The organism is Pseudomonas asuensis, from assembly GCF_014646755.1.
Classification (GTDB): Bacteria; Pseudomonadota; Gammaproteobacteria; order Pseudomonadales; family Pseudomonadaceae; genus Chryseomonas; species Chryseomonas asuensis.
In genome coordinates this window covers 296,697-309,924 of the sequence record NZ_BMNW01000006.1, presented here as the reverse complement: position 1 = coordinate 309,924, position 13,228 = coordinate 296,697, and the positions used below count along the sequence as shown (strand labels likewise).

Sequence of the window (13,228 nt, the reverse complement as noted above, 5' to 3'; positions counted from 1 at the left end):
TCCCTCAATGAGTAACCTGTTCCTTGTTGACCAGCACATTGGAACAGGCCGTCCCATTCATCAGGCATTCCAGGTTGCGTAGGGTAACTTCGGAAATCTCACGCAGCGCTTCAACGGTAAAGAAGCCTTGGTGCCCGGTCACAATCACATTCGGGAAGGTCATCAGGCGCTGGAAGATATCGTCATCAATAATGTCGGATGAACGATCATGGAAGAAGAGAAAGCTTTCCTGTTCATAGACATCGATTGCCAGCGCCCCTAGCTGGCGATTTTTTAACGCTTCGATGACGGCTGCCGTGTCTACCAAACCACCTCGGGAGGTGTTGACAAGCATCGCGCCGGGCTTCATCCCGGCCAGGGTACTTTCGTTGATAATGTGGCGAGTCGTGTCCATGAGAGGACAGTGCAGGGTTACGACATCCGATTGCGCCAGTAATGTTTCAAGGTCGACGAAGTCTCCCAATGTCTTGAATTCCGGTGCAGGCATAGGATCATATCCCAGCAGGCGGCAGCCGAATCCTTTCAGAATGCGTGCTGTCGCCAAGCCAATCTTGCCGGTTCCGATAATGCCCGCCGTCTTGCCATGCAGGGTAAATCCCAAAAGCCCTTCCAGCATGAAATTGCCTTCACGGACGCGGTTATAAGCTCGGTGTGTATGCCGGTTAAGTGTGAGGATAAGTGCAATGGTGTGCTCGGCCACCGCTTCGGGTGAATAAGCAGGTACGCGGGCTACAAAAAGACCTAACCGCTCGGCGGCGCCCAGGTCGACATTGTTGAAGCCTGCACAGCGCAAAAGAATGGCATTGACGCCATATTCCTTGAGTGTTTCGAGAACCGGTGCATCCAGCTGATCATTGACGAATGTGCAAATCGCATCGCTACCCTGTGCGAGCGCAACAGTCTGAAGCGAGAGCGATACGTTTTGATAGGTGAATTCGAAATTGTAATGGGCAAAGTGGTGTTTGTTGGCTTCGTCGAGAAAACGCTGGTCATAGGGTTGGGCGCTGAAAACAGTGATTTTCATGCGGTCTCCTCAATGCACGAAAAGAGTAAAAGAGATACTCAATGCTGGCTGCCTAAGCTGTAATCACAATGGTAAAGCTTGATATAGACACCCCAAGCCTAGACGAAACCGCCTAGGCTGTTACTTCAACGTAAGGGTTTACTGCGCCAGAGCAATTAAAACGGTTATTTTGTAAATGTTTTGAGGGCTCTGATGGCTGGTAAGCCAGCCGGTTCTAACGCTACGCTTTCTTTGTTTCGCTTTATAAGCTGTTAGCCGCCGCCCTGTGCTGCACAGTATTTTCTCCCTATCACCAAGAACACCAATAACGAGCCCGCTTTATGAGTTATTCCCTGAATCGCCGAACATTTCTATTGGCTACCGCTGCGGTATCTACCTCTTATTCTCTAGGTTGCCTGGCCGGCACAGAGCGCGATACGTCGCCTTTCCAGAGCCGGCTGGCTCAGCTGGAGCAGCAGTTGAATGGCCGTCTCGGGGTCTATGCCATCGATACGGCAGATGGTTCGCGACTGGGGCATCGCGCCAATGAGCGATTCGCCATGAACAGTACGTTCAAAGTCATACTGGCCTCAGCGTTTCTTGCCCAAAGCCAGGCTGAACCTGGGCTGCTTGATGAGCGACTCATGTATACCCAGGAAGAGCTTGTCACGTATTCGCCGGTCACGGAAAAGCAGGCTGGCATTGGAATGACCATAGCTGAATTGTGCGCGGCAGGTATCCAGTACAGCGATAATACGGCGGCCAACGTACTCATGAAAAAGCTGGGCGGCCCTGAAGCCGTTACAGCATTTGCCCGCTCGATAGGCGATACCGAGTTTCGTCTCGATCGCTGGGAGACCGAACTGAATACAGCGATTCCGGGGGACCCTCGTGACACAAGTACTCCTCAATCCATGGCGGTTAGTCTCCAGCGTCTGGCATTAGGGGATGGCTTGGCGGCAGATAAACAGCAGCAATTACAGGATTGGCTGAAAGGCAATACCACAGGCGGTAAACGTATTCGAGCTAGCGTGCCAGCAGGCTGGCAGGTGGGTGACAAAACTGGGACAGGTGACTACGGTTCCGCCAATGACGTAGCTATCATCTGGCCGCCCCAGCGAGCGCCTATTGTTCTGACTATTTACACCGCGCTCAAAGACAAGCAGGCCGAAGCACGTAATGAGGTATTGGCTGACGCCACACGCATTGTGGTTGACTGGGCAGCGGGATAACGGTTGCCATTGTCCGCTTGAACTGGCCTGTGGGGCGAGCATTTCTTTTGGCGTGAGATGCCTACACTAACGTTATCTGGCAAAGTGCGGAGGCACATGCCTGTGCCTTTACGGCCCGTCCTCGGGTTGGCGTCGGCCGGATTTGCTGAGGTGCCGCTTCCTGATCTTTTTATCTGACCGACAACCCTTGGGTCTGTTGTGGTGTTTCGCCCTTTATACGCAGAGATAGTGTGATAGCGCAGCAAAGACGTCTAGCTGAGCAATGCTGACAATAGCTACTCATGTTGTGGATGTCTTGATTGTGATGACCTTAGAGTTCTGGATCATCACTACATACATAAGGGTTGCCCGGACGCAACCGCGGCGGGGGTACCGTCCAGAAGTGCTTGTGGCAGCAACGAAAACTACATCTGGCGCACAAGATTGCATGAAACTTTATAAACGTACCCCCAAACGCTAAATAACTATGAAGTTGCTATCACTTTGATTCTACCGGTGGCGCGTATAGTTCTGTTAGGTACTTCAGCCCTGGGCTGGGGAAGCCTAACAGCCTGCATTCTGCTTATGTGAATGCGGGAAAAGGGAACACAAACTATGCAAGGAAGCCGTTATGATGGGCGTATTCCAGAAGCCCCGGGGTTTTACTGTAGCCGCAACAAAGGTACTGCTGGCCGCTGGGCTGTTATCTGTATTATCAGTTGCCGAAGCTGGCGTTGATCTGATCAGTCTGAATATGTCAGGCGCAAGTTTCGCGGCTGAGGTGCTACCAGGCACCAATGGCGTCAACTATATCTTTCCTACCGAGCAGTATTTTAAGGATTGGAGTGCGAAGGGTATAAAGACCATTCGCTTCCCTATCCTGTGGGAGCGCTTGCAGAAAAATACCTACGCTTCATTCGATCCCGCGTACGCAGGGCTGGTAACACAAACGCTGGACTATGCACATAAATACAATGTGAAGGTCATTCTGGATCTGCACAACTTTGCCCGTTACAAGAACCAGCTGATCGGTAGCAGAAATGTTCCTCTGGATGCATTCCGCGACGTGACCTACCGGATGGCAGTGGCATGGGGGAATCATCCGGCGTTGTTCGCGTATGACCTCATGAATGAGCCCTACGCTACTTCAGGTACGGTGGCTGCCATCATGCAGGCGGGCATCGATGGTGTTCGCCGCTTTGATAACACGCACTACGTATTAGTCGAAGGTGAGAACTTTTCCAGTGCCTGGCTATGGGCTTCGTCGTCAAGTGCAGGCCTGCTTTCCGTCAAGGACCCGGCCGACAAAATTCTATATTCAGCGCATACCTACCTGGACTACAACAACTCCGGCACGTATACCAACCCTCGTGATGCGGGCATGAACGATCCCATGGTCGGCGTCAATCGGGTCAAACCTTTCGTGGAGTGGCTGAAAGCCAACAACAAGAAGGGGTATCTGGGTGAAATCGGCGTTCCGAACAACAATCCGGCCTGGCTGCCAGCGCTCGACAATACCCTCAAGTACCTGGCAGAAAACTGTATTCCGGCATCGGTTTGGGCTGCCGGTCCGGGCTGGGGTGATGACTATATTCTGAGTGTAGAACCTGTTAACGGACAGGATCGCATCCAGTGGCCTGTTCTGCGCAAATACATAGAAGGCACTCATTCATGTCTTACGATTGGTCCGCAAAAAGTGGGAAGCCCTACTCAGCCAACCCCACAGCCCAAACCGCAACCGCAACCGCAACCGGCGCCAAGCCCACAGCCCATACCGCAACCTAAACCAACGCCCCAACCAACGCCCCAGCCTGTGCCTGAACCGGCCCCACAGCCCAAGCCGGTACTTATGCCAAAACCATTCATGTGTAATTTTGCGCTAACGTCCTGGCTGCCAATCTGCCAATCTGCCAGACAGGCACAGTTACACGCACTTATTGGTGGCGCTGGTAAAGTAAGCACCCTGGCGGTCTCAACGTCCGCCAGGGTTTCGATGCCTATCCCTGTTATCACTCAACGTTAGGGCGCTCGATCTTGGCGGGTGCCATTGCACGTGTCTTCCAAAGTGATACCAACACACCGCCAGCCAGTAGCCCCAGCGTTACACTCAACGAGAGCGCGGCTGGAATCTTGCCGATAATGCCTACCAGGAAAATCTTGCTCCCGATGAATACCAGAACCAATGCCAGCGCATACTTAAGATAAGCGAAGCGATGAATCAGGGCAGCCAGTGCAAAGTAGAGTGCACGTAGACCCAGGATCGCAAAGATGTTGGAGGTGTAGACAATATAAGGGTCCTGCGTAATCGAAAAGATTGCCGGTACGCTGTCTACTGCAAACACCAGATCTGCACATTCGATCAAGATCAGCGCCAGAAACAGCGGTGTTGCCCACCAGACCGTACTGCCCGCCGCATTAGGTTGCTTTACGAAGAAACGCTGCTCATGCAACTCATTCGTAACGCGCATTCGCTTGCGCAAGAACTTGACCAGAACATTGTCTTCAAGGTTTGGGGCCTCATCTACCTTGGCAAACAGCATCTTGATGCCGGTTACGACGAGGAAGACACCAAATACATACAAGATCCAGCTGAACTGGTGGATAAGTGCTGCACCTATGCTAATCATGAGGGCTCGTAACACGATCACGCCCATGATTCCCCAGAACAGGACCTTATGCTGGTACTGACGGGGAATAGCCAGAAAGCTGAAAATGATCGCCATAACGAACACATTGTCCATCGAAAGCGACTTTTCAATCAGGAAGCCTGTCAGGTAGTCCATGCTGGCGTCACCGCCTTTCTGGAGCCAGACCCAGACAGCAAATAACAACCCTACGCTGATATAGCCTGCAGAAAGCAGCAGACTTTCCTTGACGCCTATCTCGTGGTGGTCACGATGCAGGATGCCAAGATCAAGCGTAAGCAGAGTGAGGACGACGGCGAAAAATGCAAGCCACAACCACGTGGCCGTACCGAGAAAATCGGCAAACAGAAACGCTTCTAGGGTGTTCATGAGCCCCTCCTTGCAGTCGAAGTTGTACCAGCTGTGACTCCGACATGGCGGTTGGAACCGTCAGAGGGGCCCGGCGTCACACTGATAACGTTAAGTCCTTTGTGCTGGCGACTCAACTGGCAAGTTTGACAAAACATTACGTCTCGGGAGGGCTGTAACGTAGGTTTGAACAGCCGTGTTGTAATGCCAAGAAGTGGCAGCTGCGCCTGGGAGGGGAAGGGACCTTCTAGAAAAAAGAGGCGGCTTCGAGCCGCCTCTCAGATTGATGGTTTTACCGCTTGCGAAGATAAACACGACTAACGCGTCGCTCTTCTACATCTGTAACAGTAAGACTCCAATCCCTCCATTCCAGACGATCACCCTTGACGGGTAGTCGATCCAGCAGGCTCATAACCAGGCCGGCCAAAGTCTCATAGTCCTGAGTCTTTTGTGCCTGAAAGCCCAGCCGTTGTCTGAGGACGTTCAATGGTAGTCCGCCGTTGACGATAAAGCCGTCTTTTTCCTTGCGGATATCGGGCACCTCAATCGTGCTGGCATCCGGTAGATCGCCCGCAATGGCTTCAAGCATGTCAGTAATAGTGAGCACACCTACAAAGTCGCCGAATTCATTGACGACAAATGCAATGTGCGTTGACGCCTGACGAAGCTGCTCCAGCGCGTGCAAGGCCCCGCATGTCTCTGGCAATACAATGGTGGTATGGATACTGCTATCCAGTTTTACCTCGTGTCCTGCCAGCAATTCGCGAAGCAGCTCTTTCTTATGGATAAACCCCAAAGGCTCATCAATTTTACCGTCTCGTATGACAAGCAGTCTTGAGCGGGGTGAGTCCATCAGGCGCTGGCGGTTTTGCTCATCCGTATTGGCAAGGTCAATATAGTCCACATCAGAACGTACCGTCATAAGGCTGCGAATCGGACGTTCTAAAAGGCTCAAGACACCACTGATCATGATGCGCTCCTGCCGCTGGAATACACTCTGATCACGGCCTTCGTCCAGGAGGTCGGTGATTTCGTCATCGACTTCCTCTGACTCCAGTTTGCGACCGCCCAATAGCCGCATGACTGCATAGGCCGTACGTTCTCTCAGAGGATGGCTTCCATGCAGCTTCTTACGGCGACGCCATCGCGCGATCTGGTTTAAAAGTTCGATCAGAATCGAGAAGCCAATCGCCGCGTACAGGTAACCCTTAGGAATATGGAAGCCCAGGCCATCAGCCGTCAGGCTCAGGCCAATCATCATCAAAAAGCCCAGGCACAGCATGATGACGGTGGGGTGAGCATTAACGAAGTGTGTCAACGGCTTGCTGGCGACGATCATTACACCAATCGAAACGATCACAGCAATCATCATGATAGAAAGATGATCAACCATGCCAACCGCGGTAATAACAGAGTCCAGCGAGAACACGGCATCCAGCACTACGATTTGCATAACGATGGGCCAGAAGGCTGCATATGTCTTGCTGCCATGTGCCTGAACAACGTGCCCCTCCAGACGCTCATGCAATTCCATGGTCGCTTTGAACAGCAGGAAAACACCACCAAAGAGCATGATGAGATCACGCCCGGAAAAGCTTTTACCGAACACGTCGAATAAAGGCTCTGTCAGGGTAACCAGCCACGAAATACCAGCCAGCAGCCCCAAGCGCATTAGCATTGCCAGCGAAAGGCCGATCACGCGAGCGCGGTCGCGCAGGTGAGGCGGCAACTTGTCTGCCAGGATGGCAATAAAGACCAGGTTGTCGATACCCAGTACGAGTTCTAGAACGATCAGCGTGGCGAGACCCAGCCACGCCGTAGGATCAGCAATCCATTCCATAGGGTTCAGGCCTTTAGCTGTTGGGTAATGAATGGACACGCATGTAGCGCCGCGGCATGTCGTGCAGGGTGGTCGCGCACGTTTTGCGGGGGTGACAAGGCGTCGTAAGAAAAACAGAAAGGGCGTACAGAAATGGACGAGTAATGCAGGGTGCAAGCGTTCAGTAGTGAGCGGAAGCGTCTACTGGGAGGCTCAGAGGAAGTGTTCATAACACCTTGGACGTAGTGGAAAGTCTTGAGCTTAACCGGAGCAGCGCTTTTTGCCTAAAGTGAAACTATTACAATTTGCGATGCTGTATCACGAGAGGGACGCGCCGAAGCGCGTCCGCCCTGCATTACAGGAAGTTGAAAGGCAAGGTGGAAACGATACGGATCTCCTTGAAACTACCATCTACCTGGTTCTGACTCGCCTTGTGACGAGTAAGCATCAGGCGGAACTTGCTGTCCTTGATCCGGCCCGACTGGACTTGGTAGGTGCCCACAAGGCCTAGCTCGTGATGGGTTTCTCCTGATTGCTGGAGCACCTCGGCATAGTTAGCATAGTTGCCGCTGCCGGGGTTGTAATGAGTACCATCGATATCCCAGCCCTTGACGTACCAAACGCCGGTTGTAAGGCCAGGAACGCCAAAGTAGCTCCAGTCTGTCTCGTAGCGAACCTGAGCAGATTTCTCGTTTGGTCCGTTATAGTCTGAAAACATGGAGTTGCCCAGATAGATCGCAGCCGTTTCGTGGGCATAGTCGAAGTATTCATTTCCTTCGATCTGCTGATACACGAACGTCAGGCTGTGGGCCTGATGGGTACCGGTAAGCCCCACGCTCCAGGCGGTGTTATTAATATTACCCGCCTTCGCATCGCCCTGGTCCAGCGTACGATAACCATTGAACGAAGCTTTCCAGCCCAGCGTCTTGACGTCGCCGCCGGTTTTGGTAAGGCCTAGGTAATATTGATTCCAGACGTCTTCGAACTGAGCACCGTACAGGCTGATTTCAAATCCATCCAACGGTTTGTAGTTACCACCGACATAGCTCAGGTGATCACCGATGACTTCACGTGTACCGTACTCGGTCGTGAATTTCTCATCGCCTGCTCCGGTTCGTGGGCTGGCGCGACGAAAGCTGCCGGCTTGCAAGGACAGGTTGTCCCATTCGTCACTGGTAATCCCGAATCCGGTAAAGCTGGAAGGTAGGGCGCGGTTGTCGTTATAGCTAATGACAGGCGTATCGACCAGGAAGCGACCTAGCTTGAGTTCTGTATTAGAAACACGTAACCGGACATCGGCTATACCAAGTTTGGACCATTCATCGTGACCATGCCCGTTACTGTCTGCCAGCGTACGGTTACCACCGCCCCCGATCCGGCCTTTGCCGCGCTCCAGGTTGATGGCATTAAAACCAGCCACATCGATACCGAACCCCACGGTACCTTGTGTATAGCCAGAGCTGTATTTAAGCGCCGTACCCTGAACCCAGGTGTTACGGGTATGGGTAAAATGGCGAGAGCCGTTCTTGGGATAGGTGAAACCGAAACGGTCCTGACCTATTTCCCTGGCGGCGAAATTTCGTGTGGTCAGTGTCAGCGTATCGTCTTCAAGAAACCCCTTGGCACCCGCTTGGCCTTTGATTGGCTTTTGCACATTCGGCAAGCTCTGGACCTCGTTGATATAACTGGGGTCTTCAGGGGCTGGCGATTGAGCCTGGGCAGCCAGCGAAAGCGCAAGCAGCGAAAGGGTAAAACCGGCGCGATGCAAAGTAGACATCTGTTTTCCTTATGATTTTTATAGGAGTTAAGTGAAACGCCCCATGGTGCTTTCCTGCTGACGTGCAGGAAGACGTTATCCTTGGCAAGCCGTTATGCGAACTGCCAGGACGGTTAACGCAATGGATAGCTGTTGTGTTCTCCCTCATTCGAAGCGTTTACGAAAAGCGGCTTCGTATTCGTTTCGCCGAGTCGATAGGGTGAAAACGCATTCTGCTTTCCCTGTCTCTGCGTGTATTTCCAATACGAATTGCCAGAAAACGAGCCTAGAGCAGGGGGGAGGCAGCCCATTTGATCGAGCAAAGACTCAGGAAAACGCTCTGAATCCCAGGCCGATCGATCTGGCTCTATGCAGAAGCTGTACCCAACAGAACATGACTGGTTGGTCAGCTTTGATTATGTCCGCTAAATATATATTTATGACGTATACGCATAAAAACAGGGCGCGCTCGATATCATTAAGCCTGTATACATTTAGTAACAGTACCTAAGCCGTTGTTACGACTGGAAAAGCATGAGATTTGCAACGCACGCACAAGGCACAGCTTAATGCACCAAAAGAGTGCGCTGTGGATTAAAATGGTGCTACTTATGAATGGCTTGTCTACCCCGGAAAATCAAAGAACCGGCATGGATATCCTGATTATCTATCCAGCAGAGTTCATTAAAACGCCGTATTATTCAGAGTGAGTTTCAACCGGATAGAATCCAAATGTTGTCTGCTGTTAAACGCTACTTGGCGGGGGCGTTATCAAATTACTTCCCACGAACGACGGAGTATCTGCAAAGTAACGCTGATGGCCCGTTGTCTCATCCCAAGCCTAGCAAGCAAGCTGGCTCGCTACTGACCAACAAGCTCAAGTCCATGGTGGTACGTAAGCCTGCCCAGAAAGGGGCGGCCCGGAAGAAGCCAGAGAAAACCGCAAAGGCGTCTGTAAAGCGTGGCAAGCCTACGCCTGCAACTAAAAAAGCCCAGGGCAAGCCTGCTACCAAGCGCTCGGTAAAGCCTGCTGGACGAGCGAAGAAGACTACCGAGTCTGAGCCCAAGGCCCATAGAGCAACCACGGAAGGACTCTATGGGCCGACGCTCTTGCCTGTAACCGAACACCATATTCAAGCGATGCGCGAACGTGTAGCCCAAGCCGTCAAGGCTGGGGTTATTCGCGCACCGTCTGACGAACAATGGAACATGATCCTTAGCCGCAGTCCGGCCACGCGAATTTTTGCCGGAGCAGGATCGGGCAAGTCCACTACGCTGGTGCTGCGTGTAGTGTTCATGCTGTGCCATATGGACATAAAGCCTGAGCAGCTTACGGTCATCTCGTTTACTAACGATTCCTGCGCGCAACTGCGTGAGCAGCTTATCAAGGTCTTATCATTCTGGCGGTTTACGTTTTCTACAGAACAAGCCCGCTGCTGCGTGCGTACGTTTCATTCGGCAATGGGAGCACTGGCTAAGGATGTATTAGGTGCACCAGCCTGGTTTGAGCAATTGTCCAGTCGCAAGGCATCACCTACTGAACTGGATAATCCTCTCACTGGCGGACGGCTTCATCCAGCGCAGCTGGAGCTGCTCAGGCAGGCGTATGAGCGTGCTTACTCGCAGGTCCCGGCTTTTAAGAAAAAGGTCGATAAACTGCTAAACACTGCTGGCGAAACCAATGAGGACGATAGAAATAAAACGGCCCCACTCAAACCCTTCAAGCTGGAAGGGGAGTATGTAGGGGTTCCTTTGTTCGAGGCGTTTTATGCGCAAGCGGGCTTTATCGAAAGCTTGGGTTTGCGAGTCAGCCGCCTACAGAGTGATACCCTGAAGTGTTCCGTTCGTGAGCAGATCTTTATCGAAGCGTTGGTGCTGTTTTGGCGGGTGTTCGAAACGTGTCTGAAAGAAAAAGGCCTCCTCACCTTTAATCGTGCATTTCAAGAACTTACTGACCGCCTTAATCGAAACGACCGAACAGTCCGCCCAGACATGCTGGAGCCGTTCAGCCACCTGCTGATCGATGAGTTTCAGGATATCTCGCCGCAGATTGTCCTGTGGCTTCAGGCCGTCCAAGGTTTTTTGGCTCGGCAAAAAACGACGCTCAGCCTCATGGCCATCGGGGATGATTGGCAATCCATCTACGGCTGGCGGGGAAGCTCTCCTGAACTATTCATGGATTTTGATCGGCATTTTCCTGGTCAGGGACGAAACAGGAAAAGTAGTGTACTTATGCTGGCAACGAACTACCGGTCCGTAGAACCTATCATCCGGGATGGGGAGAAGGTGCTTGCTGGCGTAACGTTCAAGCAGGAAAAGACGTGCCACGCGTTCAAATCTGTTATGGCAGGTGATCATGGGGTACAGGCCGTCACACGATTCGATTTTAAGAGCCGGTTACCAGACTTGATCAAGGAGATCCAGGCGCAATGTCTCCATGTGGCCAGTCGGAAATCCTCGGAGCGGACGGCGGTGTTGGTGCTGAGTCGGCGCAACGAGACGCTCAAGGCAATACAGAGCCAACTCGATAAAGCGCTCCCTGTCCGTTGTTACACCATTCACCGGGCAAAAGGGTTGCAGGGCGAAGTGGCCATTATTGTCGACGATGGAGGCGGTACATTGCCCCACCCCTTGCGAAACGCCTTATATGCAGCGTCTGGTTTCTTTCAAAACACCTATGATCAGGCTATGGCTGATGAGGCGCTAAGACTGTCTTATGTTGCCATTACTCGAGGTGTAAGCCGTGTACTCTGGTATACAACAAAGCCTAGCGTGCCATTCTGATGGCCGCCAAACCCTTGAAAGGGCAAGCTTTATCGAAGTATTGATTTGGCTGATGATTGCTAGTGCTATAAAGCATTTCTAGTCAGTCCTGGCGCTGCCTATGGTGAACCCATCTCTTCACTGAAGAGCCCACCAGTTCAAGAGGGTAGCGCCATGACTCATCAATTGTTTCGTAACCCCGCCAATGCTTTGCACACCCCTATCAGCTTTGCCGAAAAGGCCGCATTTTTACTCGGTACTCAGAAAAAAGCTCAACTTGAAACGGTATCCGGCAACGTTACGCATACCCATTAAGGCAGGTGTTATCGTTCGTGACTGATATGTGCCATTGCGCAGCCACGAGCGATAACGCTTCGTTCTGGAGCTTTACCGCTTTTGATAGACGTCCAGGAAGGCGGTAGAGCCTTGCATTAAATGCCGGGCGAGGCGAGCAGAGCCTAATGGCTCATGTTTACGCTCCTGAGCCAACATGGTTCCGGCTTGCAAATCGCAGCCATGAATCATGAGCTGAAGCAGTGAGTGAGCGGGCGACTGGTTAATGACTATGTTCATGGGCAGGACCATATGAGGTTTCGTCCATAGTTACGCTCTTGAGAAGCGTTGATACTGATTTACATCAAAGCTGCGTGTGATATGTACATACCGCTTTTTTCATTTCAGCGTTATTTCAATGCAAGCCCATTCTGGTATTAGCCGATACGCTGCATCACCGACTGCTGTATGGAAGAAAAGCAGTGGTAATCTGGCGTTGCCTTGTCGCCACTTTCCTGCGTGTCTGAGCGTACTTCCAAGCTAAGCATCTCTTTAACCAGTACGCGAAACCATACGACGGACGTAAGGGCGGCTCTGTCAGAAGTGCCCATAACAGCAGCTTTCCTGCATTCGATAGGCATAGAGTGAGTTGACCGCTGATGCAGGCTCATGGAGCGATTCCAAACCCTCGCTTATCTCATGGTGTTCTCTTATGTTGCAGGTAGGCCTTATTTTCTTGACTGCAGAGGTAAGGCATCAATTAGAAGCCCGCCACGCTCTATTGGGTCAGCCCAATGCGGCTATGGCTGTTTATTGCAACGGCCAGGAGGTCGATAGGCGGGTGATTGGTCACACCCAGTGCCACCCCTTGCGCTGGAGCTGGATGGACATATTGGCCGAGTCAATGTGCTGAGCCTGCGCCGCCGTTAGCGCGTCCGCCTTTGAGGGACCGGGGTTACTGCCTGTATACTTGGAATAGGCACCAGCTCGAATGTTATTCGGGTTGGTACTTATCTGAGAGCAGGGCAGGCAGTGCCCTGCTCAACAAGATGGCATGAGCTGGTAGGCAATAGCTATTGGCTATTAATTTCCATACTGCCGTACTTGTTCTGTTGATAGATCGTATAGGGCAGTAACAGCGTATCCAAGATACCTGAGACCGCCATATCAACAGCAATCAAAGGAACAGCATTTTTCTCCTGAGGCGGAGGGTAAATGACGGGGGGTGCATTAAGTGAGCAGAAGTCATATGCCACGCCGCTATAGACCCGACTGATCGACTCGCAATAGGTTTTCTGCTTTCTGAGTTTATAGCTGGTAGTCACATCATCCTGAAACACCGTATTGATTGTTCCGCACCCTGTCAGGCTCAGTGCCAAAACGCCAATGGCGATCGTGTCAAACTTCATG

11 protein-coding genes are annotated in these 13,228 nt (G+C 52.1%); 4 read left to right on the top strand and 7 right to left on the bottom strand.

Going from position 1 to position 13,228, the window contains the following annotated elements; all coding sequences use genetic code 11:
* Positions 1-4: 4 nt before the first annotated feature.
* A complete protein-coding gene (locus IEX86_RS15285; protein ID WP_188866988.1) occupies positions 5-1,024 on the bottom strand; it encodes a 2-hydroxyacid dehydrogenase in 1,020 nt (339 codons plus the stop codon).
* A gap of 320 nt (positions 1,025-1,344) precedes the next feature.
* Between IEX86_RS15285 and bla the strand changes: the two genes are divergently transcribed.
* Both bla and IEX86_RS15275 read left to right on the top strand, forming a co-directional pair.
* On the top strand, positions 1,345-2,235 hold the full coding sequence (bla, locus tag IEX86_RS15280) for a class A beta-lactamase (protein WP_188866987.1): 891 nt from the start codon (positions 1,345-1,347) through the stop codon (positions 2,233-2,235).
* A 610-nt stretch (positions 2,236-2,845) separates the two neighbouring features.
* Entirely contained in the window at positions 2,846-4,237 is a 1,392-nt protein-coding gene (locus IEX86_RS15275; protein WP_188866986.1) for a glycoside hydrolase family 5 protein, read from the top strand.
* Here the strand turns inward: IEX86_RS15275 and IEX86_RS15270 are convergent.
* The 3 genes from IEX86_RS15270 to IEX86_RS15260 all read right to left on the bottom strand — a co-directional run bounded on the left by IEX86_RS15270 (position 4,224) and on the right by IEX86_RS15260 (position 8,803).
* Complete coding sequence (locus IEX86_RS15270; RefSeq protein WP_188866985.1) at positions 4,224-5,228, bottom strand: TerC family protein; 1,005 nt, start codon at positions 5,226-5,228, stop codon at positions 4,224-4,226. The two genes, IEX86_RS15275 and IEX86_RS15270, sit on opposite strands and share 14 nt — an antisense overlap.
* Positions 5,229-5,499: 271 nt before the next feature.
* Complete coding sequence (locus tag IEX86_RS15265) at positions 5,500-7,047, bottom strand: TerC family protein (RefSeq protein WP_188867039.1); 1,548 nt, start codon at positions 7,045-7,047, stop codon at positions 5,500-5,502.
* Between the two features lie 334 nt (positions 7,048-7,381).
* A complete protein-coding gene (locus IEX86_RS15260; RefSeq protein ID WP_188866984.1) occupies positions 7,382-8,803 on the bottom strand; it encodes an OprD family outer membrane porin in 1,422 nt (473 codons plus the stop codon).
* A gap of 711 nt (positions 8,804-9,514) precedes the next feature.
* On the opposite strand from IEX86_RS15260, the gene IEX86_RS15255 reads away from it, so the two are divergent.
* Complete coding sequence (locus IEX86_RS15255) at positions 9,515-11,566, top strand: DEAD/DEAH box helicase (protein ID WP_188866983.1); 2,052 nt, start codon at positions 9,515-9,517, stop codon at positions 11,564-11,566.
* Between the two features lie 153 nt (positions 11,567-11,719).
* On the top strand, positions 11,720-11,860 hold the full coding sequence (locus tag IEX86_RS15250; protein WP_188866982.1) for a hypothetical protein: 141 nt from the start codon (positions 11,720-11,722) through the stop codon (positions 11,858-11,860).
* A gap of 72 nt (positions 11,861-11,932) precedes the next feature.
* Here the strand turns inward: IEX86_RS15250 and IEX86_RS15245 are convergent, their stop codons facing one another.
* The 3 genes from IEX86_RS15245 to IEX86_RS15235 form a co-directional block, all read right to left on the bottom strand.
* Positions 11,933-12,118 carry a hypothetical protein gene (locus IEX86_RS15245; RefSeq protein ID WP_188866981.1) on the bottom strand — a complete coding sequence of 62 codons (186 nt, stop codon included), beginning with the start codon at positions 12,116-12,118 and terminating at the stop codon, positions 11,933-11,935.
* A gap of 137 nt (positions 12,119-12,255) precedes the next feature.
* Positions 12,256-12,489, bottom strand: coding sequence for a hypothetical protein (locus tag IEX86_RS15240; RefSeq protein WP_188866980.1), 234 nt, complete (start codon positions 12,487-12,489; stop codon positions 12,256-12,258).
* 402 nt (positions 12,490-12,891) lie between these two features.
* Positions 12,892-13,227, bottom strand: coding sequence for a YceK/YidQ family lipoprotein (locus IEX86_RS15235; RefSeq protein WP_188866979.1), 336 nt, complete (start codon positions 13,225-13,227; stop codon positions 12,892-12,894).
* Position 13,228: the final 1 nt, after the last annotated feature.